The organism is Halorubrum yunnanense (genome assembly GCF_026586675.1).
GTDB lineage: Archaea > Halobacteriota > Halobacteria > Halobacteriales > Haloferacaceae > Halorubrum > Halorubrum yunnanense.
This window is the reverse complement of sequence record NZ_JAODIX010000032.1, coordinates 1-25,804: the sequence shown is the minus strand read 5'-3', so window position 1 is coordinate 25,804 and position 25,804 is coordinate 1. Positions and strand designations below refer to the sequence as shown.

Here is a 25,804-nt window from a genome sequence, read left to right as displayed (position 1 = left end):
CAGCGACCCTTTTACCGAAGCCGCCCGAACGTCACTTCGTGACTCACGAGGACGACGGCGCGGCGGGCGCGGCGGACACGTCGGGCGAGGCCGAGGGCACCGACAGAGCGGGCGACTCGACCACCGACGACTCCCGCACCGATCGGCTCGAGCGCCGCCCGACGCGCGGGCCGCGGAACTCGCTGTGGTCGTGGCCGGACGCGAAGTCGCCGCTGGTCGTCGTGCGCAACTACGTCGTCATCGTGCTGGCGCGAGTCTCCCCCAGCCTCCGGCTGAAGAACTGGCTGCTGCGGCGGATCGGCGTCACGGTCGGAACGGGCGTCGCGTGGGGGTTGGAGTCGACGCCGGACGTGTTCTGGCCCGAGCGGATCACGGTCGGGAGCGACGCGATCGTCGGCTACGACGCGACGCTGCTGTGCCACGAGTTCCTCCAGGAGGAGTACCGCCTCGGCGACGTCGTCGTCGAGGAGGGCGCGATGGTGGGGGCCGGTGCGGTCGTCCTCCCGGGCGTCACGGTCGGCGAGGGCGCGCGAGTCGCCGCCAACTCTCTCGTCGCCGCGGACGTCCCGCCGGAGACGACGGCCGCGGGCGTGCCGGCCGAGGTGGTGTCCCGGGCGGACGAGGGAGGACGGAGCGCCGACGGGACTGCCGAGGCGGCCGAATAGCCGCTTACGCGGCGTCGTCGCCCTCGGCGGAATCCGCGTCGTCGCCGGCGGCATTCTCCGCGGCGACGCGCTCCGCCTCGGCGATGTGCGCCTCGGTGCTAACGCTCTCCAAGTCGACGCCGACCTCGCGCGCGACCGCGTCGAGGACGGCCCGCTGTTCCGCCATCTCGTTTTCCAGCCGCTGGACGCGCTCGGAGGTGTCCAGGACGGTCGTCTGCGTCTCCTCGACCTCGGCGCGCAGCTCGTTTATCTTCTGATACGTGCGCTCGGCCTTGTCGGCGAGCGTCTGGATCTTCTTCGCCGTGTCCCCGAATCCCATATCGAACGGTGCGGGCCCGGGATACGTGGGCTTTTCCGTTCGGCGCGGTCGGAACGGACGGGGCCGGCCCGGCGACGGTGGGCTTTTGTCCGAACCGCCCGATATGACGGTATGAGCGTCGAGCGGATCCTGTTGACGAACGATGACGGCGTCGACGCCGTCGGCCTCCGCGCCCTGTACGACGCGCTCGCGGCCGATTACGACGTGGTGACAGTCGCGCCCACGGGCGACCGGTCGTCGATCGGCCGCGCTATCTCCGCCGACGTCGAGGTCGCGGAGCACGAACTGGGCTACGCCGTGGACGGAACGCCCGTCGACTGCGTCGTCGCCGGCCTCGACGAGCTCGTCCCAGACGCGGACCTCGTGGTCGCCGGCTGCAACGAGGGCGCCAACCTCGGCGCGTACACCCTCGGGCGGTCCGGGACGGTCTCGGCGGCCGTCGAGGGGGCCTTCTTCGGCGTCCCCGGAATCGCGGCGTCGATGTACGTGCCGGGCGGCGACGACTGGCGGCAGCGTGAGCTGCCCCCCGCGTCGTTCGCGCACGCCGTCCGCGCCACGCGGTTCCTCGTCGACGAGGGCGACGCCGCGGGCGTGTTCGAGCGTGCCGATTACCTCAACGTCAACGCGCCGATAGCGGAGCCGGCCGAGGTCGACGGGGGTCGGGAGGCGGCCGCGGACGAACGCCGGGTCGACCCCGCGCCGATGCGCGTCACCACGCCCTCGGAGTGGTACGGAATGGAGGCGAGTTCAGACGGCAACGGCGGCGTCGCCATCTCCGACCCGATCTGGGGGCGGATGACGCCCGCCGACGTGCCCGACCCGGTCGGCACCGACCGGCGCGCGGTCGTCGACGGCGAGGTGTCGGTCTCGCCGCTGTCGGTGCCCCACGCCGCGGAGCCGGACGCGGGGCTCGACGAACTCGCGAAGCGGTACGGGACGAACGGCGGGAACGGGGAGTGAGGAGAGCAAAAACGGAGAGTGAGAGCGGAAGGACCCGGTGACGCCGACTACGACTCGTCGGCGCTGACGGTGACCTTCGCCTCGCTGACGACGCGGTCGCCCATCTCGTAGCCGGGCTCGTACACCTCGTGGACGGTCCCGTCGGGCTGATCGCTCTCGACGCGGAGCATCACCTGATGGCGCGCGGGGTCGACCTCCTCGCCCGGGTCGGGGGCGATGGGCTCGACGCCCTCCTCGCCGAGCACCTCGTCGAACTTCTCCAGCGTCGATTCGACGCCAGGGCGGAGGTCGCTCCCCGCCTCCTGGTCGAGCGCGCGCAGGAGGTCGTTCCGGACGGGGGCGATGCGCTCGACGAGCCGCTCGGAGGCGCGCTCGCGGATCTCCTCCTGCTTGCGCTTGGCGCGCCCCTTGTAGTTGCTGAAGTCCGCCTTCACGCGGGCGAGCTTGCTCGTCAGGTCGTCGACCTCCCCCTCGGCTTCCAGCAGCTCCTCGCGCGTCTCCGCGAGCTCCGCCTCCAGTTCCGCGACCTCCCGCGCGAGCGCCTCGTCGTGCTCGGCGACGGCGGCGGCAAGGGCCTCTCCGCCGTCATCGTCGGCCTCGCCGGCTTCTCCGGGCGACTCGCCGCTCGTTCCCTCGGCGGTTGCCTCCGCCGTGCCGTTCGCGCTCGCCGCGTCGGCCGCGGCGTCGTCGGAGGACTCGACCTCGACGTCGACGGCGTCGTCGTCGCTCATACCCGATCGAAGTCGGTCGGCGTGCATAAGCGTTGCAGAACGCGGCCGCGAGCCGGGGTGCGGAGGGCGCCGACGATCGTCGCGACGGGCCGACCGCATTTATGAGGTCGCCCGCCGATCGATCCGTCCGTATGCAACCTCGTCCCTCGACGTTCTCGATTGCCGCTCGCGACCCGGAGACCGACGCCGTCGGCGTCGCGGTCCAGTCGAAGTTCGTCAGCGTCGGCGCGGTCGTCCCGTTCGTTAGCGCGAACGCCGGCGCGATCGCGACGCAGAGCTTCGCCAACGTCGCTTATGGCCCCGACGGGCTCGACCTCCTCCGGGAAGGGAACGAGCCGGCGACGGTCGTCGACGAGCTCACGAGCGGCGACGACGAGGCCCGGTCGCGACAGGTCGGCGTCGTCGGTCTCGACGGCGAGCCGGCCGCGTTCACGGGCGACGAGTGCCACGACTACGCCGGCGACCTGCAAGGCGAGAGCTACACCGTCCAGGGCAACATCCTCGAGAACGCCGAAACCCTGACCGCGATGGCGGACGCGTTCGAGGAGACCGACGGCGGGCTCCCGGAGCGGCTGATCGCCGCGCTCCACGCCGGCAACGCGGCCGGCGGCGACAAGCGCGGCGAGCAGTCGGCGGCGCTGTACGTCGCCAAGCCGGAGGGCGGTTACGACGGTCGCAACGACCGGTGGATCGACGTGCGCGTCGACGACCACGAGCGCCCGATCGACGAGCTCGAACGGGTGTTTAAGCTGTACGACGTCACCCTGCTGGAGCGCGAGGCGCCCGACGAGACCCGGGAGCTGACCGGCGACGCCGCGGCCGAGGCGGCGGCGACGCTCGCGGACCTCGGCTTCCTCGGCGAGGGCGACGCGGACGGCGTCGACGCCTTCGGCGAGCCCCACCGCGAGGCGCTGGAGACGTTCCGCGGGATGAACAACTTCGAGAACCACCCGGTCCCGGTGTTAGAGGACGCCATCGCCCGCGGGTGGGGCGACGCCGAGGGCGAGGGCGAGGACCGGCTCGTCGACGCGGTGTGGCACGGCCTCTCGCGGCTCGATCGAGCCTGAGCGTCACCGCGGGTCGTCGCCGCCGAGCCCGACCCGCGGGAGTATTTAAATATCGACCCCCAAGCGGTGGCAATGACCGCGCCGAACCGGAACGCGCTGTGGGCGGGGGCGCTCGTGGACGAGCTCGCCGCCGCGGGCGTCGACGCCGTCGTCGTCTCGCCGGGCAGCCGCTCGACGCCGCTGACGATGGCCGCCGCGCGCCGCGACGACCTCCGCGTCTTCTCGCAGCTGGACGAGCGCTCAGCCGCCTACTTCGCGCTGGGCCGCGCCCGGCGGACGGGGAGCGTCACGCCGCTGATCTGCACCTCGGGCACCGCCGCCGCCAACTACCATCCCGCCGTGATGGAGGCGAACAACGCTCGCGTCCCCCTGTTCGCGCTCACCGCCGACCGCCCGCCCGAGCTGCGGGACTCGGGCGCCAACCAGACCGCCGACCAAGAGAAGCTGTACGGCGACGCCGTGCGCTTTTATAAGGATCTCCCCGAGCCGGCGCCGAACGACCGGGCGCTCCGGTCGCTGCGGACCACCGTGAGCCGGGCCGTCGCGACCGCCGAGGGCGACGACCCCGGACCCGTCCACCTCAACGTCCCTTTTAAAAAGCCGCTGGAGCCGACGCGGGTGTCCGGCGACGTGCCCGCTGACCTCGACCCGGTCGCCGAGGCCGGCCGCGACGGTCCGTACGTCGACGTCACGCCGGGATCGCCGGAGCCGGCCGACGACGAACTCCGGGCGCTCGCCAACGAGTTGATGACGACCGACCGCGGGCTGATCGTCGCCGGCCCCGCCGACCCGCCGGGGCTCGACGCCGAGTCGGTGACTGCGCTGTCGCACGCGACAGGGTTCCCGGTGCTCGCCGACCCGCTCTCGGGCGTCCGGTACGGCGGCCACACTCGCGTCGCGCCCGTGATCGGCGCGTACGACGCGTACCTCTCGGGAGCGGTGGCGGGGGAGTCAGAGCCGGCTCCCGAGTGGACCGACCCGGAGGTCGTCGTCCGGCTCGGCGCCTCCCCCACCTCGAAGAACCTCCGGAAGTACCTCGCCGGTACCGGCGCCGACCAGTACCAGGTCGATCCCGCGGGGCGCTGGCGCGAGGCCGAGTTCGCCGCGACCGACCTCGTCGTCGCCGAGCCGAGCCGGCTCTGCGCTCGCCTCTCGCGGCTCGGCGGCGGGGGCGGCGGCGACCCCGACTGGCGCGCGCAGTGGGAGGAGGCCGACCGAACCGCGCGGGCGGTCCACGGGCGCGAGACCGACGCGCTCCCCGACCCGTCCGACCCCGCGCCGTTCCACGAGGGCGACGCGCTCCGCGTCGTGGCCGACGCGCTCCCGGACCCGGCGACCCTGTTCGTCTCGAACTCCATGCCCGTGCGCGACCTCGACCGGTTCGCGGGGCCGACGACGACGAATGTCACCGCGCTCGGCAACCGCGGTGTCTCCGGGATCGACGGGATCGTTTCCAGTGCTCTCGGGGCCGGCTCGGCCACGACGGACGACCTCACCCTCGTCGTCGGCGACCTCGCCTTATACCACGATACGAACGGGCTGCTCGCGATCGACCGGTGCGACGTCGACGCGACGATCGTCCTGATCAACAACGACGGCGGCGGGATCTTCCACGCGCTCCCGATCGAGTCGTTCGAACCGGAGTTCACGGAGTCATTTAAAACACCGCACGGCGTCGAGTTCGAGCCGATGGCCGACCTCCACGGGCTGGAGTACGCCCGGATCGACGCGCGGCCCGAGGGGGTCGGCGACGGGGACGGAGGCCCAGAGGAGGCCGCGGAAGCCGCCGCGGACGCGCTCGGAGAGGCGTACGCGCGGGCTTGCGACGCCGACGGCTCCCACCTGATCGAGGTCCGGACCGACGCCGAGTCGAGCCATCGGACGCGCGAACGTTTCGCGGCCGCGGTCGAGGACGCGGTCCACGGCGACGTAGTCCACGCCGACGCGGTCCACGGCGACGGCGCTGACTGAGACCTCGCCCGCACCGGGCGCTGACTCAGTCGATCGCGACCGTCGCGGTCGCCTCCGCGTCCCCTTCCTCGGCGGTCAGCGTTCCGACGACCAAGTACTCGCCCGCCGGCGGATCGGGCCACGTCGCCTCGTAGGTCGCCGACTCGCCCGGCGCCAGCGTCTCGGTGCCGAGCGCCCCCGTGAACAGCCGTCCCTCGGCGTGTCGCCAGACGGGCCCGACAGTGCTGCGACGGGGGTCGTCCGCCCCGTCGCCCGCGGCGGGCTCGAAAGCCGCGAAGTCGGCGCGCTGGCCGGTCCGGAACCGGAGCGTGACCGGATCGTCGCCACCGTTTGTCACCGTGAGCGCGAGCATGACTCCGGAATCGCCGCCGGTGGGCGCGAGCGCGGCGTCGAGCATGCGGACGGATCATGGTTAAAATAAATAAAACCGCGGTCGGTCTCGCTGGTACCGGCAGCGTAGATACCGTTGACTCCCTCGGATCCGTCGGCTGCTATCGGGTCGGAACCCTTAACTCGGATTTCGCTGCCAGAAACACGGATAGACGTGTGCTACTCCCGGGCTCGCGAGTGCTGAGACGGGGGCAGTTCCCTCACGGACTCACGCGCCGAGCAGGCGAGCGACGACTCCCGCGAGCACGAGTAGCGCGCCGAGAATGAACGTTCCCGGAAGTGGGAGGACGAACAAGACCACGCCCACCACCACGACGATTGTTGACGTTCGCATACGTGACGCGTTCGCCTTCTCGACCAATAACCGTTGTGTCCGTCCCAGAAGAAGTCGATCGACCCGCACAGGGGGTCGGAGGGACACCTGACTGTTCAGCGTAACCCGAGGTGGAGCCTCCGACCTCAAGGAGCGAGCGGCAACGCCGTGAGCGAGTAGGGTGGGGTAGTCTACTCGCCGAGAAGCCGTCAGAGCCGTTCGCGGGCGATTCGGCCGGATGACGAGGCGCCACCGATTCGATCGCTCCCCCGACGACGCGCATAAGTCCCGGCTCCCCTTACGGGAACGCGTGCAAGTCGTCGGCTACGAGTCGGGAGAAGGCCTCTACGTCGCCAGCGGCGGCGCGGTCGAGTTCGTCGAGGCCGGCGCCGGGACGGAGCTGGCGTACGGGCTCGGCGACCGGCGCTGCGCGGGGAGCCTCCACGACGGCGACCACGTCGCCTGCGACGCCCCGAAGGCCCCCTACTGCGACGCCCACGGGGGCGTCTGGGTCTGTGCGCGGTGTACGGGGGACTGCCTGAAAGACGAGATGGACTGCCACGAGGAACACGCGCTGTACCTCGCCGCGTTCGCTCCCGACGTGCTGAAGGTCGGCGTGACGCGGCTGTGGCGGCTGGAGACCCGGCTCCGCGAGCAGGGGGCGGACCGCGCGGCCCACGTCCGCACCTTCCCCGACGGGCGGATCGCCCGACGGGTCGAGGCCGAACTCGCCGAGGGCGACGACCTCGTCGACCGGGTTCGCGTGCCGACGAAGCTCGCCGGGTTCGGTCGCGGGGTCGACGAGTCGGCGTGGGAGGGGCTGTTGGCGCGGTTCGACCCCATCGAGCGCTTCGCGTTCGACGACGGGCTCGACCTCGACGAGCGACCCGTCACGGAGACGATGGCGGCCGGGACGGTGCGCGGCTGGAAGGGCCGGGTGCTGGTGCTCGACCGCGGCGGCTCAACGTACGCGGTCGACGCCCGCGAGCTGGTCGGCCACGAGCTCACCGACGAGGTGCCGGACCGCGAACTACAGTCGAGTCTGGGGGCCTTCGGCGGGTGACGGGCGACCTCGGAACGGCGCTGTTCGGCGATCCGTTCGCCGCGATGAACACGGTCGGACTGGTCGCGTTCGCGCTCGTGGGCTCAACGAAGGCGGTCCGCGAGGAGTTCGACCTGTTCGGCGTCGCGGTCGTCGGGCTGGCGATGGCGTTCGCGGGCGGGGTGACCCGCGACCTCCTCGTGAACCGGGTCCCGCTCGCCCTCCAGTCGCCGGTCGAAATCGCGCTCGGGCTGGTCGGGGTGGGGTTGGCCGTCGGCCTCAGCGTCGTCCTCCGATCGGCCGACACACACCCGATCACGCTCGTCGCGGACGCGATCGGGCTCGCCGCCTTCGCGACGACCGGCGCAATCGTCGCCACCGACGCGGGCGCCTCCGCCTTCGGCGTCGTCGCCGTCGCGACGATCAACGCGGTCGGCGGCGGCGCGTTCGCGGACATCCTCCTCGACCGCGCGCCGTTCATCCTGTTCGACGACTTCTACGCGACCTGCGCGGTGCTGGGCGGCGCGGCGTACTGGACGCTCGGCGCGTTGGGTGGCCTCGGGGGCGCGGCCGCCGCCGGCTGCGCGGCCGTGACCGTCGGCACGCGACTGATCGCGGTGGCGTACGGCTGGGAGCTTCCGACCGCGGGGTGGGTCGAAGACCTCGTCGACCACGTCACCGGCGAGCGGTGAGCACGCATCGACGGCGGAACTTTCACCCCTCGAACCCGTTCTCGGCGACGAGTCGCCGCACGCCGACGTACGCGACCGCCGCGATACCCACGTAGGCGACGACGAGGGCGGTCGTCGCCGCGTCCGCGCTATCGATGGCGAGGCGCGCGACCGCGTTCGCCGGGCCGCCGGCCATCGCCGTCGCGCCGCCGAAGAGGACGAGGACGCCGATCGAGTAGAGGAACTGGGCGGCGCGCCGGTCCGGCGCGAGCGCGGAGATGGCGACCGCCAGCGCGACGACGAGCGTCGTCAGCGCGGTCATCAGCGCGAGGATCGACGGGACGTTGGCGACGGGGGTCCCGTTCGCGCGGAGCAAGAGGAGCCACAGCAGCGCCTGTCCGGGGGCAATCGCGACCGCCGCGAGCGCCTTTCCGTCGACGATCTCTCCCAGGGTGACCGGGGCGACGCGGAGCAGCTCGAGGGTCCCCTCGTCGATCTCCTCGGTGATCGAGTCGACCACGAGCGACCCAGAGATGAAGACGGGGAGGAAGACGAGGACCGGGATCAACACGGTGTACGTGAACGTGAAGTACGGACTGGAGCCGGTCCGGTCCGGCAGGGGAAGCGGCGACTCGCTCAGGTACGCGGCGCGGTCCTCGCGCTCGTCCAGCTCGTAGGACCGGAGCAGCTCCCGGAGTTGGACGACGATCACGGTCGTCTCGACTGTTGCGTCCGGCGCCGTGACGACCGCGGAGACCCGACCGTCATCGTTGCGGTTCGCGATCACCACCGCGTCGGCGGCGTTCCGGTCGAAGGCGTTCAGCGCGGCGGTGCCGTCCTCGTATCGGGTGACCGAGGCGCCCTCGACGTCGCTCGCGGCGCGTTCGAGGTCGCTCACGGCGTCGCCCGCGCCCGCCACCTCGACCTCCGCGCCGCCGAGCGATCCGGGGTCGTACATCGAGACGAGCCCGACGACGAGGAACGACGAGAACGCGGCGATGAACAGCTGGATCGCGATCGCCAGCAGGATCGTCTTCTCGGCGCGCAGGCCCGCCAGTTCGCGGCCGGCGATCGTCAGACGACTGCTCCGCCCGGCGCTCGCCGGTCGGCTATCGGTCTCACCCATGGAGGCTCACCACCCCGAAGTTGTACGCGGCGTGGACGAGCGTCGCCAGCGCCAGCGTCAGGACGTAGTACGTCCGGTCCCGACTCGCGCCCACCGCGGCGACGGTCGTCGCGAACCCGTGGAGCAGGAGGGGCGCGAACAGCAGCGCCACGGCGGTGACCGGGGAGAGCCCCGCTCCCCCGGCGACGCTCCCGAACGCGGCCCGACCGACGTACAGCTCCGTGAGCCCGACCGCCTGCGCGACCGCCGTGGCCTTCTCGGCGAGGAAGAACCCGACCGCGGAGGCGACGCCGACCGCGACGGCGACCCGGTCGGTCCGGGCGAAGACGTCGCGCTCGAACCCGGCGTAGAGGCCGACGCTTTTCGCGACCTCCTCGACGAAGGCGATCGTCACGAGGAGCACGGGGACCGACACCGTCACCGGCAGCGCGAACAGCGTCGCGACCGCCAGCAGCTCCGCGACGAACACGAAGGGGATCGTGCAGGCGGTGAGGAACGCGACCGACCCGAGCGCGCGGAGTCGCCCGCGGTCGACGAGTCCCGCGAGGGCGACGTCCTCGACCGGCGAGAGCCGCACCGCGAGCGCGTCGAGGAACTTCCGCGGCACAGGCTTCTGGGTGAACATGTCCTCCTCGCGGTACACCCCGAGACCGAGCCCGAACAGGAGCGCGGAACCGAGCGCCATCGGGACCGTAGAGAAGAGGGCCTCGCCGGCCGAGACGGCCTCGCCCTGCAGGTCGAAGACCACGAGCGTCAGCGGCGACACCAGCGCGACGGGCGTCACGTTGGTGAAGATGGCCGGCACGAAGGCGTACGTCGTGAGGAGCACGCTGACGCCCACCGTGACGAAGGTGAGCTCCTTGAACGACCGCGCGAACATCGCGCCGACGAAGGTGGCCGCGAGGAAGGTCAGGGCCACGGGGAGCACGGCGAGCACGGAGAGGACGCCGCCGCCGACCCCGAGCGCGATGAGCGCCGTGACGACGAGCGCGGCCGCGACGTACGGGAGCGTCTTCCCGGCGACGATGTCGACCGGCGAGAGCGGCGTGACGAGCATGGGCTCGCCCCGGCGGTTCGTGCGCTCGTCGAGCACCGAGGAGCCGTACGCCTGGATGAGGAAGTTCATCGGGACGAGGAAGACGAACGCTAAGAGCAGCGAGACGAAGGGGAACGGCGGCGAGATCGACCCCGGCGAGCCCACCGTGTCGGCGCCGAACGTCCCGCCGCCGACCGAGGGGACCGCGAGGCCGCCGCCGTCGGTCGCGGTGTCGCCGCCGGTCGGGGCAGTCTCGCTCGTGTCGCCGTCGTCGCCCTCCGCGTCGCCGCCGGTTCCGCCTCCCGAGCCGTCGTCGCCGCCCTCCGCGTCGCCGCCGGTCCCGCCTCCCGAGCCGTCGTCGCTTCCGCCGTCATCCTCGCCGAGGGTCGAGCCCTCGTCGAGCGCGCTCGTCCGACCGACGTACCGGAGGGTGACGGTGACCGGGAAGGCGGCGGTCGCGTTCTCCTCGGCGGCCATCAGCCGCTCGTTGTGCGCCTCGACGGCCGCGCGGAACTCGGCCGCGGCGGCCTCGCCCTTGCGGGTGTCGCTGGCGCGGACGGCGACGGTCTCAACCGCGTCGGTTCGGCTCCCGCCGCCGTCGAAGACGACGAGGTCGGCCGTGTCGCCGAGGTCGGCTCCCTCGACGGGCACCGGTGTCAGGGCCGGGGCTTCCTCGACCGCGTCCGCGTACGGCGAGTCGCCGTCGACGGCGACGCGGTACACGTCGCGGTCGACGTCGAGCCCGACCGCGCCGACCGCGAGCCCGCCGCCGAGGACGCCGCCGGCGACGAGTAGGAGCGCGAGGGCCGCGGCCAGCGTTCGGCGGTCGACGCCGCCGCCCGCGCGGGCGACCTCCCAGCGGGCGACCCGGAGGACCCTCCGGAGCCGGTCGATCACTCGGCGCCCTCCGGGGGCTCGGCCGGTCGGTTCCTCTCGTCGTCACCTTCGCCACCGTCTCCGGCGGTGTCGCGGGTCTCGTCGACCGCCCCGCCGCCCCCGGTGTACCGCCCGGGCATCGGCCGGCCGACGATGTCGAGGAACACGTCCTCGAGGCTCGGCTCGCGGGTGCGGATGTCGACGACCTCGCCGCCGGCCTCCGCGGCCGCCGCCCGAACCGCCTCGACCGCGTCCATGTCCGGCACCACGGTGCGGAACCGGTCGCCGACCTCCTCGGTCGGGGCGTCGGGGTCGGCGAGGGCCTCGATCAGGCGCTCGCCGGCGGCGGGCGCGACGTCGGTGAACACGTGGTAGGTCGTCTCGCCGTGTCGCTCGCGGATCCCGTCGACGCTCCCGCGGGCGACGATGCGGCCCTCGTTCATCACCACGACGCGGTCGCAGACGGACTCGACGTGGTAGAGGTTGTGCGCGGAGAAGACGACCGTCTTCCCGGCCGCCCGCAGCTCGCGGGTGAACTCCAGCACGGAGTTGGTCGTCACCGGGTCGAGCCCCGAGGCGGGCTCGTCGTACACGAGCACGTCCGGGTCGTTGACGAGGGACCGCGCGATGGCGACCTTGCGTTTCATCCCCTTCGACATGTCGCCGAGCCGGCGGTCTCGGTGGTCCAGTTCGAGCCGGTCGAGGGCGGCCTCGATCCGCTCGTCGGCGACCTCGCTCGGCACGTCGTACAGGTCGGCGAAGAAGTTCAGGTACGACAGCGGCGTCATCTCCTCGTAGAGGGGCGACTCCTCGGGGAGGAAGCCGAGCCGCCGCCGCATCTCCGGGTCGTCCGAGGGGAAGCCGGCGACCTCGACGTCCCCCTCGGTGGGGTCGACGAGCCCGGCGAGCACCTTCAGCGTCGTCGTCTTGCCGGCGCCGTTCGGGCCGACGATGCCGAACACCTCGCCCTCCTCGACGGAGAAGTCGCTGTCGACGACCGCCGCGAAGTCGCCGTACGTCTTGCGCAACCCCGCCACCTCGATCATGGAGATCGCTCGGCCGCGGCCGGGCTTAAACCCACCTCCGCGGCTATCAGCCGCGAGAACGGAGCCGGCAGCGAGAAGATCGCGGTCTCAGAGCTGGAGAAGAACGCGCTGAGCGCCAGCAACGCGGTCACCGCTGCGATTCCGGCCGCCCCGAGTGCGACTCCGATCATACCGCGTGTGCAAAAACGACCTCAAAAAGGGTGTCGGCCAGCGGCGGTGATCGAAGCAGACGCGCTCCGCTCTTCGCTCGGCGCGAAAGACGGCGTCGGTCGAGGAGTCGACCGGCGGTCGGCGGTCGGACTCCGGCGCTACTCCTCTTCTTCCTCTTCTTCGACGGACACTCGGCCTCGTTCCCAGACTCCCTCCACGGAGGTGTCGTTCGGCGCTGTGTGCGAGACGTCTTTCATGGTGTCGCGGTCGTCGGCCATCTTGCCTCTCGCTTGCGCGGATCCGGATATTAAGCCTTCGTGATAAGAGATAATGAGACCTGATAGCATTTAAGGTATTAATATGCGTCGGGTTAAGCGCGACGAGATCGTTGGACGAACCGTGAATTACGCGTCTCGGTCGGGCGGCGAATCGGACGGACGTTTCGATCTCGAGTGTCGCGGCGGCGACTCCCGGTCGACGGTCGTCCGGGAGGGCGCGACGCTCGCCGTGGGTCGCGACGTCGCGGTCGCGCCGGACGTCGCCGCCGAGACGCTCCGCGACACCCGCGCTTGGCCGGAGTGGGGGCCGGCGATCGGTGCCGTCGAGAGCGACGACCGCTACGTGACTCGCGGGACGAGCGGCCGGGTCTCGGTCGGCGGGGCGTGGGTCCCGTTCCGCGTGACCGCGTGCAACGGGCGACGCTGGGACTGGCGGATCGCCGGGGTCCCGGCGACGGGCCACCGCGTCGACGGCTACGCCGGGGAGTCGGACCGGAGTCGCGTCGTGATCGAGGTCCCGGCCGTCGCGGCGTGGTACGTCCCCGTCTGTCGGCGGGCCCTCAACCGATTCGCGGCGCTGGCGGAGTCGCCCTCGGCGAACGAATCGACCGATACCGACGCCGACTGCTGAGACCGCGGACCCGCGACGCGTCCCCTCAGTTCTCGTACCCCTCGGCGAACGGGTCGATCGCCTCGCTGCCGGGCTCCTCCTCGTCCCGAGCGAACCCGGGCCCATCGGTCGCCAGTTCGAAGACGAGCCCGTCGGGGTCGCTGAAGTAGATGCTTTTGAAGTAGGTGCGGTCCTTCACCTCGGAGACGCGGACCCCCTGTTCGCGGAGGTGCGTCTGCCACTCCCCGAGCGTCGCCTCGTCTTCGACGCCGAACGCGAAGTGGTGGCTCGCTCCCGGGCCGGGCGCGCCCTGCGAGTTCGGGTACTCGAAGTAGGTGACGTTGGTCCCCGGTTCCCCCTCCGGCGTGGACGAGAAGTAGTAGTGGGGCGTCCCCGGGTCGTCGTAGTTCTGGGTCCGCTTGACGGTGTACCAGCCGAGCGCGTCCTCGTAGAACGCGACCGTCTCGTCCATGTCGGTGCAGATGTTCGTCACGTGGTGCAGTCCGGTGGTGGGCGGGGCGTCGGTCATGGGCATGTCGTCGGTGAGTGCGGAGTCAGTTAGTGGTAGTGACGGTTCGGAAGGCGCGGTCGAAAAGCGATGCCGCGGTCGCCCGGAACGGTCGCGGTCGCCCGGAACGGTCCCGGCCGGCTCAGAACAGGCCGAGGCCCAGCGCGTAGGGCCACGCGGTGCCGCCGACGGCGAGCAGCGCGACCGCGGCGCCCGCGCCGTAGACGTTCTTGAGGAAGCTCGTCATCTCGCTCTGCTTCTCCTCGGGGTCGTCAACCGACCAGAAGTCGTGCATCGTCACGGCGGAGACGAGCAGGAAGGCGGCGAGCGCGCCGGCCGCGAGTACGGGGAACGCGCCGACGACGAGGCCGAGCCCGCCCAGCACCAGGACGAGCCCGGAGGCGACAACGGAGAAGCGCGGGGCCGGGAGCCCCTTGAACTCGGCGTAGCCGGCCATCGTGTCGACGTCCATGAAGTGGTTCAGACCCATGAACGCGAGCGTCGCGCCGAACAGGATCCGGCCGAGTAAGAAGAGTTCGCCCGCGAGGGGAGCGTCGAGCTGCAGCGGTAGCGTCGTGAATTCAGCTAACATCGTGTAACTACGTATACGGACGTAACCTATTTATCGCTTCCCGGACGAACGTGTAAGTAGGTAACACCGATGTCATCGCAGGAAATCGCCGGCGGAGACCCGGGGAAAACGACCGAGGTAGAGGCCGATTCTGAGGCGTCGTCGGCGTCGGAGACAACGTCGCCCCCAGAGACGCCGTGCCCCGTCGTCGACTCGCTCGAACAGATCGGCTCGCGCTGGCGGCTCGTCGTACTCCACGAGCTGTTGAACGGCGAGTCGCGGTTCAACGAGCTCAAGCGGGAGACCGACGCGAACGCCCGCACGCTCTCTCGCGTGCTCGACGACCTCCAGGAGACGGGGTTCGTTCACCGGCGCCTGGAAGAGGAGTCGCCGGTGGCGACGTACTACAGCCTCACCGACAAGGGGGAGTCGCTCGCGCCCGTCTTCGAGGAGATCGACGACTGGGCCCACGAGTGGCTCGCCGAATGTAGCGGATAGGAATTCGTCTGCGAGGTCGTTGGTTGTTTATAAGTGATAGTTGGTTCTGTGGGCGTCTATTTATAAATTTTCACCAACTCGGCGGCGAACTCTCCCAAAGCCCCAGCCGCTCGGTTATAAACTTATTAGACTGGAGCGGCGGCGAACTCTCCCAAAGCCCCAGCCGCGAGGCGGGCGCACGCTCGCTGCGCTCCTCACTCGGTCGCTACCGCTCCCTCGTTGCGGTGCTTACATCGCCTGCGCCCGCCTCGCGGCTGCCCCTTTGAGTCCCGCCCCGCAGCGCACCGCAACCGCACCTCACACCTCCCCAGCCTCGTCAGTCGTCCTCCGCTTCGCTCCGGACGACCGACTCCCTCGCACGCGCTCCTCGCGGCCGCCGAGGGCGACCGCTCGGAGGCGCGCGCCACCGCACCGCGTTCGTTTATATACCGTGTCGTCGGCAGTCCGCTCTCGGCGCCGAAACGCACACCACTCTCCGGCCCGTACAAATCGGCGTGTACGCCGGACTGAAGAACACCCCCTGTTGCCTGTGCGGCCGCGACGACACGCACACCCGGATCGCGGTGCCGCCGCGGGCGATCGGGCTGATGGCGAACGGCGGCCCGATCTCGTGGCGCGACGTCGTCGGAGCGGTGACGCTGCGCTTCTGTGCCGACGACTGGGAGCTCGTGAGCGACCTGGCCATCGAGATGGATACCCACCCGCTCTCGCGGTGCAACGCGGCGCACGTCTCGCTGGACCTACGCGAGGACCACGAGGCGCTGCTGTCGGCGACCAAGCCCGAGACCGACCAGACGGAGCTGGAGTCTCGGCTCGCCGCCGAGGCCGAGGCGACCCTCGACGCCGTCGACGACCCCTACACCGAGGAGCGCGACGTCGTCGAGGCGATCGTGGTGTTGCGCGCGCTAGCGGAGCTCGGCGTCCGCGACTCACCGGGCGATCCGGTGGCGCCCTGAGCCCGCCGGAACCGCCCGCCTACCACCGGACCTCGAACCCGTCCAGCCCCTCCGGCTCCTCCTCGGTCGCGTCGACGTCGTCGACGTCGGCCGCCTTGCTCCCGGTCTCGCACCACGCGACCATCTCGCGGACCGCGTCCGTCGGTCCCTCGAAGACGGCCTCGACGCGCCCGTCGTCGAGGTTGCGCACCCAGCCGTCGACCCCCTTCTCCCGGGCGGTGTCGCGCGTTGTCGCGCGGTAGTAGACGCCTTGGACGCGGCCCGAGACGTACACGTGCGCTCGCGTGCGGTCTGCCATGACCGGAGCGTGCGACCGCCGCGGGGTTAAAAACGACGCCCGGCGCTCGGCGCGTCGACGCCGACGCCCGTCCGGCCGACGCTCGTCCGGCCGACGCACGGCGGCCGTGGAGCCGACGCTCGCCAACCGACGGCTTCTAACTCCTCGCCGGCCCAGGCGGGGGTATGGACTTGTTCGGAACCGCGGGGATCCGCGGGAGCGCCGAGGAACGGGTCACGCCCGAGCTCGCGCTCGCCGTGGGACGCGCCGTCGCGGCGGAGGTACGGGCGGACGCAGAGGGCGGCGCGAGCGGTCGGGAGAGCGGCGACGCCGACGCGCGCCCCGCCGAGGTCGTGCTTGCCCGCGACGGGCGCGTGACCGGCCCCGCGCTCGCGGCGGCGATGGAGTCGGGACTCGCCTCGGGCGGCGTCCGCGTGCTGCGCGCCGGACGGTTGCCGACCCCCGCGCTCGCACACGCCTCGCGGGACCGGTACGGCGTGATGCTCACGGCCTCGCACAACCCGCCGACCGACAACGGGATCAAGCTGTTCCGCGACGGCGGCGAGTTCGATCGCGAGGCCGAACTCGCCGTCGAGGAGCGCGTGGCGAACGAGGAGCCGCCGGCGGCGTGGGACGCGTGGACCGAGACGGAGCGCGTCGACGCCGCGGACCGCTACCTCGCCGACGTCCGCGCGTACGCGGAGCGGTTCGGGGCCCCGCTCGACGGACTCCGGGTCGCGGTCGACTGCGGGAACGGGATGTCGGCGCCCGCGACGCCGACCGTGCTCCGCGAGCTCGGCGCCGACGTCGTCACGCTCAACGGGAACGTGGACGGCCACTTCCCCGGCCGGGGGAGCAAGCCGACCCCGGGGACGCTGCGGGACCTCCGGGCGTTCGTCGCCGACGCCAACGAGGGCGTGAACGATCCGGGTCGACGGGAGACGGACGCCGAGGGCGGCGAGGGCGACGCCGAGGGGTTCGCGTTCGGCATCGGCCACGACGGCGACGCCGACCGGATCGTGATCGTCGACGCCGACGGCGAGGTCGTCCACGAGGACACCGTGCTCGCGCTGCTCGCGGAGCGGTACGCCCGCGAGAGCGACGCCGCCGACCCCGTGGTCGTCACGACCCCGAACGCCTCCGGTCGTATCGACGAGCGCGTCCGCGAGGCGGGCGGGCGCGTCGAGCGCGTGCGGCTCGGCGCCCTTCACGAGGGCATCGCGGCGGTTCGCGAGGAGGCCCGGTCGGCGGGGACGACCGCGGACACCAGCGTCGTCTTCGCCGCGGAGCCGTGGAAGCACATCCACGTCGCTCACGGCGAGTGGATCGACGGCGTCGCCTCGGCGGCCGTGATCGCCCGGCTCGTCGCCGACGAGGGGCTCGACGGCCTCCGCGAGCCGATCACGGAGCGCCCGTACCGCAAGCTGAGCGTCGACTGCCCCGACGACGCCAAGGCCGACGCGATGGACCGGCTGGAGACCGCGCTGCCGGCGGCGTTCACCGACGCGACGGTGAACACCGACCACGGCGTGCGCCTGGAGTTCCCCGACGCCTCGTGGACGCTCGTCCGGCCCTCCGGCACGGAGCCGTACGTCAGGGTGTACGCCGAGAGCGACGCAGTTGAGGAGCTGGTCGCCGAGGTCGAAGGCGTCGTCGCCGACGCGGTGAGCGCGGCCGACGGCGCGTAACCCGCCGGTCGACGCTTATAAATTACGGACGTGAACACGTTCGGGCTCGATCCGCCCGCATAGGGAACATTTTCCCCGTAGCGTTCCGAGAGCGTGCATATCTGGGGGCCGAGAGCGACGAATTTATGATGCGCTCGCGCCCCGTTGTACCTGACATGGTATCCGACCTCGATCGGCGGCGGTTCGTCAAGGCGGCAAGCGCGGCGGGGCTCATCGGCCTCGCGGGCTGTAGCGGCGGTCCGAGCAGCGACGGATCGGACGGCTCCGACGGCTCCGACGGGTCCGACGGCGACGACGGCGGGAGCGGCCCCGCGGCGAACATCGGGATGGTGTACGCGACCGGCGGCCTCGGCGACGGGTCGTTCAACGATCAGGCCCAGCAGGGGGCGATCCAGGCGGAAGAGGAGCTGAACATCTCGTTCCAGGAGGCCCAGCCGGACGAGGTCTCGCAGTTCAGCAACTTCCAGCAGCAGTTCGCGGAGTCGTCCGATCCCGACTACGACCTGGTGTCCTGTATCGGCTTCCTCCAGGCGGACTCGCTCTCGGAGACGGCCGAGTCGTACCCCGACCAGGACTTCATGATCGTGGACTCGGTCGTGGAGGCGGACAACGTCGCGAGCTACACGTTCCAAGAGCACGAGGGGTCGTACCTCGGTGGCCTGATGGCGAGCCTGCTCACCACCCGCGACTTCTCCGCTGGCGCGGGGTCGACCGCAGGTGACTCCACGAACGTCGGGTTCGTCGGCGGCGTCGAGTCCGACCTGATCCAGAAGTTCCAAGCTGGCTTCGAGGCGGGCGTCGCCGCCGGCAGCGACGACGTCGACGTCAGCGTCAACTACACCGGGAGCTTCAACGACCCCGCTGCGGGTCGCGAGGCGGCGACCGCGATGTACAACAGCGGCGCCGACATCGTTTACCACGCCTCGGGCAACACCGGCACCGGCGTCTTCCAGGCCGCACAGGAACAGGGGAAGTTCGCGATCGGCGTCGACCGTGACCAGTCGGTCACGCGACCCGACTACGCCGACGTCATCCTCGGGAGCATGGTCAAGCGGGTCGACACCGCCGTCTTCAACGCGATCGACGCGACCGTCGATGACGAGTTCCCCGGTGGGTCGGTCGTCGCGCTCGGCCTGGAGAACGACGGCGTCGCGCTCGTCTACGGCGACCAGCTCGGGTCCGAGATCCCCGACGACGTCAGAGACGAGGTCGCGACGGCCCGCGAGGATATCATCGCCGGCGACCTCTCCGTTCCCTCGGAAGTCTAACGGAGCGGGTTCGTAGTCCGGTCGGGTCGTCAGTCACGCGGTTCGGTCGGATTGCCGGCCGTTCGCCGGCCTGCTCGGACCGAGACATATCCAAACATATTCAGCCGCCCTCGAACCAGGAGGTATTAGACCAATGCCCTCAGCCGTCCACCTCGACGGGATCACGAAGCGGTTTCCGGGGGTCGTGGCGAACGACGACGTCGACCTCGAAGTCGAGCGCGGCACCGTCCACGCCCTCTTGGGCGAGAACGGGGCCGGGAAGACGACGCTGATGAACGTTCTCTACGGCCTCTACGAACCAACGTCGGGGGAGGTCCGGCTCGACGGGAAAACACACGCGTTCGGCTCGCCACGGGACGCGATCGACGCCGGGATCGGGATGATCCACCAGCACTTCATGCTCGTGGACCCGATGACCGTCACCGAGAACATCACGCTCGGCAACGAGCCCCGGAAGTGGGGCGGGCTCGCCGTCGACCGGGCGGGGTCGCGCGAGGCCGTCGTCGAACTCGCCGACCGCTACGGGTTCGACGTCGACCCGGACGCGCGGATCGAGGACGTCTCCGTCGGCGAGCAACAGCGCGTCGAGATCCTGAAGGCGCTGTACCGCGGCGCCGACACGCTGATACTCGACGAACCGACCGCCGTGCTGACTCCCCAGGAGGTCGGAGAACTGTTCGACGTGCTCGACGAGCTCACCGCCCAGGGGAAGACGATCATCTTCATCACCCACAAGCTCGGCGAGGCGATGCGCGCGGCCGACGAGATATCAGTCCTCCGAGACGGGCGGAAGGTCGGGTCCGTCGACGCGGACGCGACCACGCAAGCGGAGCTCGCGGAGCTGATGGTCGGCCGCGAGGTCCTCTTGGACGTCGACCACGGGACCGCGGAGACGGGCGGGGTCGTCGCCTCGGTCTCGGACGTCGCCGTCGACGACGACCGCGGGGTCCGGGCGGTCGACGGCGTCTCCTTCGAGGTCCGGGGCGGCGAGGTGTTCGGGATCGCCGGCGTGGACGGCAACGGCCAGTCCGAGCTCGTCGAGGCGGTGACCGGCCTCCGGACCCCCGACGCGGGCGAGATCCGGTTCCGCGGCGAGGACGTCACGACCGCCTCGCGGCGAGACCGGATCGACGCGGGGATGGCGTACGTCCCCGAGGACCGCCAGGACCGCGGACTGGTGATGGAGTTCGATCTCGTGGAGAACGGCCTCTTGGGCAGCCAACACGGCACCGAACTCGCCGCCAACGGACGGATCGACTGGTCGAAGACGCGAGGGCACGCCCAGGCGATCATCGACGAGTACGACGTCCGGCCGCCGGACGCCGACACCGACGCGGAGTCGCTCTCCGGCGGCAACCAGCAGAAGTTCATCGTCGGCCGGGAGTTCGAGCGCGACCCCGAGCTGGTCGTCGCCTCGCACCCGACGCGAGGCGTCGACGTCGGGTCGATCGAGTTCATCCACGAGCGGCTGCTGGAGCTCCGCCAGCAGGGCGTGGCGATCCTCCTCGTCTCCTCCAAGCTGGAGGAGGTACAGGGCCTCTCGGACCGCTTGGCCGTCGTCTACGAAGGGGAATTCATCGACGTGGTCGACCCGGACGAGACGACCGAGGAGGAGCTCGGCCTGCTGATGGCCGGGGAGCGGCCGGGAGACGACGGGGGCGGCGGAGGCGAACCGGAGCCGACCGGGAACGCGGACGGAACCGAACGGGGCGGCCTGGCCGACCGCACGGACGCCGCGGGCGGTGAGCGAGCGTGAGCACCGCCGACCGCGCTCGCGACGCGCTCGCGCGACTCGTCGACGCGTCCGCGACCGAACGGGTCCTGATCAGCACGGCGGCGCTCGTCCTCTCCGTCCTCATCGGCGCGGTGCTGGTGCTCGTGGCGGGTCGGATGACGACGTGTACCGTCGGCGAAGCGGTGTACTACTTCGGCACCGGCTTCTGTTACGACCCCGTCGTCGTCTTCGACCGGCTCTTCCTCGGGGCGCTTGGCGACCCGTTCAGCGGCGGCTGGTCGCCGAACGGGCAGTTCGCGGTCACGCTGCGGGAGTCGACGCTGCTGTTGTTCACCGGGCTCTCGGTCGCGCTGGCGTTCCGCGCCGGCATCTTCAACATCGGGACGCAGGGGCAGATGGTCGTCGGCGCGCTGGCGACCGCGCTCGGCGTCCTCTGGGCGTCGTCGCTCGTGTCGGGCGCCCTCGGCACCGTGGTCCTGATCCCGTTCGGCCTCTTCGTCGGCGCGGTGTTCGGCGGCCTCTACGGCGCGGTCCCCGGCCTGCTGAAGGCGTACGCCGACGCCAACGAGGTGATCACGACGATCATGCTCAACTTCATCGCCACCGGCATCGCGTTGTACCTGGTCAGCGGGGTGTTCAAAGACCCAGAGAGCGCCGCGAACCAGACCGTTCCGCTCCCGGAGTTCGCGCAGTTCCCGGCCCTGCTGTTCGGCGCCCAACAGGACTTCTCGATCGTCGCGCTCGGGTTCGGCCTCCTCGCCGTCGTCGCGCTGTACTACGTCCTCGAGCACACGGCCTTCGGGTACGACGTCCGCACGAGCGGCGTCCAGCCCGAGGCGGCCGAGTACGGCGGCGTCGACGCCAAGCGTACCGTCGTCGCGAGCCTGACGCTGTCGGGCGCGCTCGGCGGCATCGCCGGCGCGATGTACGTGATGATGGTCCTCGGGACGTTCCAGACGGGGATCCCCGCCTACGGCTTCGACGGGATCACCGTCTCGATCCTCGCCGGCAACAACCCGCTCGGCGTGGGCGTCGCAGCGCTGCTGTTCGGTGTTTTAAAAAGCGGGACGACGGTCGTCCAGTTCGCGACCGACGTCCCGCCGCAGCTCGTGGGCGTCCTCCGCGGGCTCATCATCCTGTTCGTGGCGATGCCGGAGTTCTTCCGGCTGCTGGCCCGCGGGCTGCCGGGGACGGGGTCGAAACCGGAGGCGGTCGCGACCGACGGCGGCGCCGCCGGCGACCGGGGAGGTGAGGCCGATGAGTGACGCGCCCGCGGACCGCGCGGACGCCGACACCGCCCCCGGAGACGACGATGCGGGCTTCCTCGAGGGGTACACGACCCGCGCGCTCGTCGGCGGCGTGACCGTGGCCGCGGTCGTCGCGCTCCTTCTCGCCGGGCTGCTGTTCCCGGACTCGCTCGCCGGGACGTTGGCGGACGCGCTCACGAGCCGGAACACGCTCGCGGCCGCGCTGCGGCTGTCCGTGCCGATCGCGTTCGCCGCCCTCGGGGGGATCTTCGCCGAGAAGTCGGGCGTGATCAACATCGGGCTGGAGGGGCTCCTGATCATCTCGGCGTTCAGCGCCATCTACGTCGCCGACGTCACCGGTGGGGTCTGGATCGGCTTCGCCGGGGGCGTGGCCGCGAGCACGCTGCTCGCGGCGCTGTTCGCCGTCGTGACGATCGGGTTCCGCGCGGACCAGATCATCGCCGGGCTCGCGGTCTGGCTCATCGCGCTCGGGCTCGCGCCGTTCGCCTCGCAGGTGATCTACGGCAGCCCGAACACGCCGACCGTCGCGACGTCGCCGTCGATCAACGTGCCGGTGCTCGCCGACCTCCCGTTCTTCGGCGCGCTCTTCTCGGCGTCGCCGTCGGTGTACCTGCTGTTCGCCGCCGTCTTCGGCTCGTGGTACGTCTTCGAGCGGACGGCGTTCGGCCGGTGGATACGCGCCAGCGGGGAGAACCCGAAGGCGCTCGACACCGCCGGCGTGAGCGTCACCCGCGTCCGGTACGCGGCGGTGCTGATATCGGGCGTGCTCGCCGGGATGGGCGGCGCGGCGCTGTCGCTCGACCTCGGCCAGTTCACCGGCAACGGCCCGACGATGGTCAACGGGAAGGGGTTCATCGCCATCGTGGCGTACCTGTTCGGCAACTACAACCCGGTCGGGGCGTTCCTCTCGACGATGCTGTTCGCGGGGCTGGACGCGGTCCAGACCGTGCTCCAGCTGCAGGGGATCGGGATCCCCCGCCAGCTCATCCGGATCACGCCGTTCGTGGTGGTCATCATCGTCCTGGCGCTAGTCGGTCGGACGCGGCTCCCGGAGGCGGCCGGAGAGCACTACGAGACTGAGGAGTGAGGCGGGGGAGAGACCGATCCGTCTCGAGGTCGGAGCCGGTTCCGAGCCCGAGGTGGGAGCCGGTTCCGAGCCCGAGGTGGGAGCCGATTTCGAGATGCGGTCCGGACCAACCGGTTGGTCCGACGGCGACGCGTCGCCGGGGCCGCTGCAGTCCCGCGATCCGCACCGCTCGTGTCGGTTCATAAGGGACCGAATTGGGAACAAAGAGTTTTGCCACCGGGGCAACGACCCACGTGACATGAGTATCGACGAGTACGACGTCGTCGTGGCCGGCGCCGGGACCGCCGGCTGTTACGCCGCCGCGACGATCGCGAACGAGGGGCTCGACGTCGTCATCGTCGAGCGAAAGGACGCGGAGGAGGCGGGCCACATCGCCTGCGGCGACGCGCTGAAGGGCGCCGACGCCTTCCCGGAGGCTATCCCGAAAGACCGGCTGGAGCCGGCGTTCACCAACACCGGCGTCGACCACGGGCGCTTCGAGATCCCGCAGGAGGACACCGTCCTCGAGATCCCCGTCCCCGGCGAGCTCGCGGTCATCGACCGCTGGGAGTACGGGCGGCAGCTCATCTCGGGCGCGGAGGACGCGGGCGTCGACTTCCACTACGACACCGTCATCAACGACGTGACACAGAGCGACGGCGGCCGGGTCACGGGGCTCCGCGCGAAGCGGAAGGGCGGCCCGGTCACCTACGAGGCGGACCTCGTCATCGACGGCGCCGGGTCGTTGTCGCTGCTCCAGGACAAGACGGACTTCGAGGGGACGACGTTCGATACCAACGTGCGCTACTCGCAGTTCTGCTCGGCGTACCGCGAGATCGTCGAGGTCCCGGAGCCGGTCGAGTGGGACGACGCCCTCGTCTTCAAAGCGACCGACCGCGCCGCGGGCTACCTCTGGTACTTCCCGCGAACGAGCACGGAGATCAACGCCGGGCTCGGCTTCCAGATGAACGAGGAGCCGATGCAGCTCGTCGAGGCGCTGAAACGCGACCTGCGGGACCGCCCCGAGTTCGAGGGCGCGACGGTCACGGACAAGCTCGGCGCCGCGCTCCCCACCCGCCGCCCGTACGACTCGGCGGTCGCGCCGGGGTACATGGCGGTCGGCGACGCCGCGGGCCACGTCAACCCGACGACTGGCGGCGGCATCGCCGGGGCGGCGTACGCGGGCAAATACGCCGGCGAGCAGGCCGTGAAGGCGGTCTCGGACAGCGACGTCAGCGAGGAAAACCTCTGGCGGTACAACACCCGCGTGATGGACCACTTCGGCGGGCGCTATGCCGGGCTCGACGTGTACAACGTCCTCTCGACCGCGGTCGACGTGGACGACCTGATGGGCCTGCTCGCGTCGCTCCCGGGCGAGAAGCTCGCGGAGGCGTTGTACGAGGGGTCGACGTCGATGTCGTTCGGCCTGAAGCTGAAGGCGGCGGTCAAGAGCTTCGGCTACTGGGGGACGATCCGGAACTTCTACCAGACGAAGTCGCTCGCGGACGAGCTGCTCGCCCACTACGAGTCGTACCCGACCAGCCCGGCCGCGATGGCGAACTGGACCGGCGAGCGCGACGCGATCATGGACCGGATCTACGAGACGACCGGCGCCGACGCGAAGTACTGAGGCGAAAGGGGGTACTCACTACGGTCTTACGGTCCGGGAGCAAGGGTCGTGGGCGTTCACGGCCCGCGAGGGCGACGCGGACCGCGAGGTGTTCCTCGTGCCGTGCGCGGACGAGCTGGACGGAGAAACGGACGCGGGCGAGGTGGACGGCGAGGAGCCGCTCGTCCGCGCGTGGATAAACCGCTGAACCCACGAGGACTAGCGGCTTCACCGCGCGGGAGTGGGCACCGTGACGCGGGACGGGTCTGTCGTCTGCCCTAAGCACAGCTCGGCGTTCGATACGTGCGAGGGCTCTTGTGACAACGGCGAGGCGGCGGGGACGACGCTGCGCGCTATCGATATCGAGGTGCGCGACGTCGCGGTGTTCCTCACCGACGACGGCCTCGCGTACCTCTCCGAGGGGTTGTCGGACGATGACGGCGACGACGACGCGGGGCTGTCGTCGAGTTCGCACCTGACGTTCTGAGTCGAGTCCTGGAAGACGAGTTTGCGGTCGGGTGTTTCTATACTATGGCTTCGTTGAAATCAGTAGAAAGTGATATATTCCACCTCAGTATGGTCAGTACAGGGGAGCTATCCTACACTGTTATCAACCAAATCGTTGGGTCACTGAATTTATAGACCTCAACGGACAACGTTCTAACACGTAGTCTATGTCAAGTATGTCCTCCAGCCGGTCTCCTGATTCACGGTGGTGGTACGGAGTCGCGTTCTTTATTGGAGTATTGGGGTTAACGTGGATCTCGTACGGTATCCTTCAGATAGTTAGCGAACCGCAAGCCGGGTCGCCCCCAAGTCTGATTCCATCTAATCCAGAACTGAGTTTGATATTTCTGTTCTCTACCCTCACAGTGGGAGCCACAGTATTGGTCGGCAGTCTACTGGCCCCCATATACTCACTATGCCTCTATCTCGATGTCAGAACACTCCGAAAGAACGACAGCAACTGGATACCCAGTCGAATTCTCTGGGGGGCAGTTGGCATACTGCACTTGGGTTCGTTCCTATTTTCGGCTGTAGTACGTGTTTAGCCCGAACTGATTTCGCTGCTATCTCATAGAAGGCGCACAACTTAGCCTGTATGAACT

27 protein-coding genes and 1 pseudogene are annotated in these 25,804 nt (G+C 70.4%); 16 read left to right on the top strand and 12 right to left on the bottom strand.

Annotated features, from left to right (window positions below):
* The first annotated feature begins 38 nt into the window (after positions 1 to 38).
* Entirely contained in the window at positions 39 to 665 is a 627-nt protein-coding gene (locus N5096_RS08960; RefSeq protein ID WP_267664076.1) for an acyltransferase, read from the top strand.
* Positions 666 to 669: 4 nt separating this feature from the next.
* Here the strand turns inward: N5096_RS08960 and N5096_RS08955 are convergent, their stop codons facing one another.
* Positions 670 to 984 carry a DUF5798 family protein gene (locus N5096_RS08955; RefSeq protein ID WP_267664075.1) on the bottom strand — a complete coding sequence of 105 codons (315 nt, stop codon included), beginning with the start codon at positions 982 to 984 and terminating at the stop codon, positions 670 to 672.
* A gap of 111 nt (positions 985 to 1,095) precedes the next feature.
* Here N5096_RS08955 and surE point away from each other — a divergent pair, with 111 nt between their 5' ends.
* A complete protein-coding gene (surE, locus tag N5096_RS08950) occupies positions 1,096 to 1,944 on the top strand; it encodes a 5'/3'-nucleotidase SurE (protein ID WP_267664074.1) in 849 nt (282 codons plus the stop codon).
* A gap of 47 nt (positions 1,945 to 1,991) precedes the next feature.
* On the opposite strand, the gene N5096_RS08945 is transcribed toward surE, so the two are convergent.
* Positions 1,992 to 2,675 (bottom strand): nucleotide exchange factor GrpE, encoded by a 684-nt coding sequence (locus N5096_RS08945; protein ID WP_267664073.1) that lies wholly within the window; start codon positions 2,673 to 2,675, stop codon positions 1,992 to 1,994.
* 131 nt (positions 2,676 to 2,806) lie between these two features.
* Here N5096_RS08945 and N5096_RS08940 point away from each other — a divergent pair, with 131 nt between their 5' ends.
* Both N5096_RS08940 and menD read left to right on the top strand, forming a co-directional pair.
* Complete coding sequence (locus N5096_RS08940; protein ID WP_267664072.1) at positions 2,807 to 3,742, top strand: DUF1028 domain-containing protein; 936 nt, start codon at positions 2,807 to 2,809, stop codon at positions 3,740 to 3,742.
* A gap of 72 nt (positions 3,743 to 3,814) precedes the next feature.
* Complete coding sequence (gene menD / locus N5096_RS08935) at positions 3,815 to 5,713, top strand: 2-succinyl-5-enolpyruvyl-6-hydroxy-3-cyclohexene-1-carboxylic-acid synthase (protein ID WP_267664071.1); 1,899 nt, start codon at positions 3,815 to 3,817, stop codon at positions 5,711 to 5,713.
* Positions 5,714 to 5,738: 25 nt separating this feature from the next.
* On the opposite strand, the gene N5096_RS08930 is transcribed toward menD, so the two are convergent.
* Together N5096_RS08930 and N5096_RS08925 are read right to left on the bottom strand one after the other, a co-directional pair.
* Positions 5,739 to 6,110: a BsuPI-related putative proteinase inhibitor gene (locus N5096_RS08930; RefSeq protein ID WP_267664070.1), complete on the bottom strand. Its 372-nt coding sequence runs from the start codon at positions 6,108 to 6,110 to the stop codon at positions 5,739 to 5,741.
* 201 nt (positions 6,111 to 6,311) lie between these two features.
* Positions 6,312 to 6,437, bottom strand: a complete 126-nt coding sequence (locus N5096_RS08925; protein WP_267664069.1) for a hypothetical protein — start codon at positions 6,435 to 6,437, stop codon at positions 6,312 to 6,314.
* Between the two features lie 289 nt (positions 6,438 to 6,726).
* Between N5096_RS08925 and N5096_RS08920 the strand changes: the two genes are divergently transcribed.
* Both N5096_RS08920 and N5096_RS08915 read left to right on the top strand, forming a co-directional pair.
* Entirely contained in the window at positions 6,727 to 7,479 is a 753-nt protein-coding gene (locus N5096_RS08920) for a DUF2797 domain-containing protein (protein WP_267664068.1), read from the top strand.
* 44 nt (positions 7,480 to 7,523) lie between these two features.
* Positions 7,524 to 8,150: a trimeric intracellular cation channel family protein gene (locus tag N5096_RS08915; RefSeq protein ID WP_303654953.1), complete on the top strand. Its 627-nt coding sequence runs from the start codon at positions 7,524 to 7,526 to the stop codon at positions 8,148 to 8,150.
* 22 nt (positions 8,151 to 8,172) lie between these two features.
* Here the strand turns inward: N5096_RS08915 and N5096_RS08910 are convergent, their stop codons facing one another.
* From N5096_RS08910 to N5096_RS16650, 5 genes are all read right to left on the bottom strand, one after another.
* A complete protein-coding gene (locus tag N5096_RS08910; RefSeq protein ID WP_267664066.1) occupies positions 8,173 to 9,255 on the bottom strand; it encodes an ABC transporter permease in 1,083 nt (360 codons plus the stop codon).
* Positions 9,248 to 11,188 carry an ABC transporter permease gene (locus N5096_RS08905; RefSeq protein ID WP_267664065.1) on the bottom strand — a complete coding sequence of 647 codons (1,941 nt, stop codon included), beginning with the start codon at positions 11,186 to 11,188 and terminating at the stop codon, positions 9,248 to 9,250. The genes N5096_RS08910 and N5096_RS08905 overlap by 8 nt, the downstream gene beginning before the upstream one ends.
* Positions 11,185 to 12,213 carry an ABC transporter ATP-binding protein gene (locus N5096_RS08900; RefSeq protein WP_267664064.1) on the bottom strand — a complete coding sequence of 343 codons (1,029 nt, stop codon included), beginning with the start codon at positions 12,211 to 12,213 and terminating at the stop codon, positions 11,185 to 11,187. The genes N5096_RS08905 and N5096_RS08900 overlap by 4 nt, the downstream gene beginning before the upstream one ends.
* Positions 12,210 to 12,383 (bottom strand): hypothetical protein, encoded by a 174-nt coding sequence (locus N5096_RS08895; protein ID WP_267664063.1) that lies wholly within the window; start codon positions 12,381 to 12,383, stop codon positions 12,210 to 12,212. The genes N5096_RS08900 and N5096_RS08895 overlap by 4 nt, the downstream gene beginning before the upstream one ends.
* Before the next feature lie 138 nt (positions 12,384 to 12,521).
* The gene (locus tag N5096_RS16650; protein ID WP_464387854.1) at positions 12,522 to 12,641 is read right to left on the bottom strand and encodes a DUF7989 family protein; all 120 of its coding nucleotides are present in this window, start codon (positions 12,639 to 12,641) and stop codon (positions 12,522 to 12,524) included.
* A gap of 121 nt (positions 12,642 to 12,762) precedes the next feature.
* Here N5096_RS16650 and N5096_RS08890 point away from each other — a divergent pair, with 121 nt between their 5' ends.
* The gene (locus tag N5096_RS08890) at positions 12,763 to 13,272 is read left to right on the top strand and encodes a hypothetical protein (RefSeq protein ID WP_267664062.1); all 510 of its coding nucleotides are present in this window, start codon (positions 12,763 to 12,765) and stop codon (positions 13,270 to 13,272) included.
* Between the two features lie 25 nt (positions 13,273 to 13,297).
* Here N5096_RS08890 and N5096_RS08885 read toward each other — a convergent pair whose 3' ends face one another.
* Together N5096_RS08885 and N5096_RS08880 are read right to left on the bottom strand one after the other, a co-directional pair.
* Positions 13,298 to 13,780: a VOC family protein gene (locus N5096_RS08885; RefSeq protein ID WP_267664061.1), complete on the bottom strand. Its 483-nt coding sequence runs from the start codon at positions 13,778 to 13,780 to the stop codon at positions 13,298 to 13,300.
* A 121-nt stretch (positions 13,781 to 13,901) separates the two neighbouring features.
* Positions 13,902 to 14,351: a DoxX family membrane protein gene (locus N5096_RS08880; RefSeq protein ID WP_267664060.1), complete on the bottom strand. Its 450-nt coding sequence runs from the start codon at positions 14,349 to 14,351 to the stop codon at positions 13,902 to 13,904.
* Positions 14,352 to 14,420: 69 nt separating this feature from the next.
* Between N5096_RS08880 and N5096_RS08875 the strand changes: the two genes are divergently transcribed.
* The gene (locus tag N5096_RS08875; RefSeq protein ID WP_267664059.1) at positions 14,421 to 14,828 is read left to right on the top strand and encodes a winged helix-turn-helix transcriptional regulator; all 408 of its coding nucleotides are present in this window, start codon (positions 14,421 to 14,423) and stop codon (positions 14,826 to 14,828) included.
* A 494-nt stretch (positions 14,829 to 15,322) separates the two neighbouring features.
* The gene (locus N5096_RS08870; RefSeq protein WP_267664058.1) at positions 15,323 to 15,784 is read left to right on the top strand and encodes a DUF7960 family protein; all 462 of its coding nucleotides are present in this window, start codon (positions 15,323 to 15,325) and stop codon (positions 15,782 to 15,784) included.
* A 19-nt stretch (positions 15,785 to 15,803) separates the two neighbouring features.
* Here the strand turns inward: N5096_RS08870 and N5096_RS08865 are convergent, their stop codons facing one another.
* A complete protein-coding gene (locus tag N5096_RS08865) occupies positions 15,804 to 16,082 on the bottom strand; it encodes an acylphosphatase (protein ID WP_267664057.1) in 279 nt (92 codons plus the stop codon).
* 164 nt (positions 16,083 to 16,246) lie between these two features.
* Here N5096_RS08865 and N5096_RS08860 point away from each other — a divergent pair, with 164 nt between their 5' ends.
* From N5096_RS08860 to N5096_RS08830, 7 genes and pseudogenes are all read left to right on the top strand, one after another.
* Positions 16,247 to 17,749: a phosphohexomutase domain-containing protein gene (locus tag N5096_RS08860; protein WP_267664056.1), complete on the top strand. Its 1,503-nt coding sequence runs from the start codon at positions 16,247 to 16,249 to the stop codon at positions 17,747 to 17,749.
* 155 nt (positions 17,750 to 17,904) lie between these two features.
* A complete protein-coding gene (locus N5096_RS08855; protein ID WP_267664055.1) occupies positions 17,905 to 19,017 on the top strand; it encodes a BMP family lipoprotein in 1,113 nt (370 codons plus the stop codon).
* A gap of 133 nt (positions 19,018 to 19,150) precedes the next feature.
* The gene (locus N5096_RS08850; RefSeq protein ID WP_267664054.1) at positions 19,151 to 20,773 is read left to right on the top strand and encodes an ABC transporter ATP-binding protein; all 1,623 of its coding nucleotides are present in this window, start codon (positions 19,151 to 19,153) and stop codon (positions 20,771 to 20,773) included.
* Complete coding sequence (locus N5096_RS08845) at positions 20,770 to 22,017, top strand: ABC transporter permease (protein WP_267664053.1); 1,248 nt, start codon at positions 20,770 to 20,772, stop codon at positions 22,015 to 22,017. Before N5096_RS08850 ends, N5096_RS08845 begins: the two co-directional genes overlap by 4 nt.
* The gene (locus N5096_RS08840; RefSeq protein WP_267664052.1) at positions 22,010 to 23,107 is read left to right on the top strand and encodes an ABC transporter permease; all 1,098 of its coding nucleotides are present in this window, start codon (positions 22,010 to 22,012) and stop codon (positions 23,105 to 23,107) included. Before N5096_RS08845 ends, N5096_RS08840 begins: the two co-directional genes overlap by 8 nt.
* 238 nt (positions 23,108 to 23,345) lie before the next feature.
* Positions 23,346 to 24,716, top strand: a complete 1,371-nt coding sequence (locus N5096_RS08835) for a geranylgeranyl reductase family protein (protein ID WP_267664051.1) — start codon at positions 23,346 to 23,348, stop codon at positions 24,714 to 24,716.
* A gap of 28 nt (positions 24,717 to 24,744) precedes the next feature.
* Positions 24,745 to 25,182 (top strand): annotated as a pseudogene (locus N5096_RS08830) (Rieske (2Fe-2S) protein); the annotation flags it as partial.
* Positions 25,183 to 25,804: the final 622 nt, after the last annotated feature.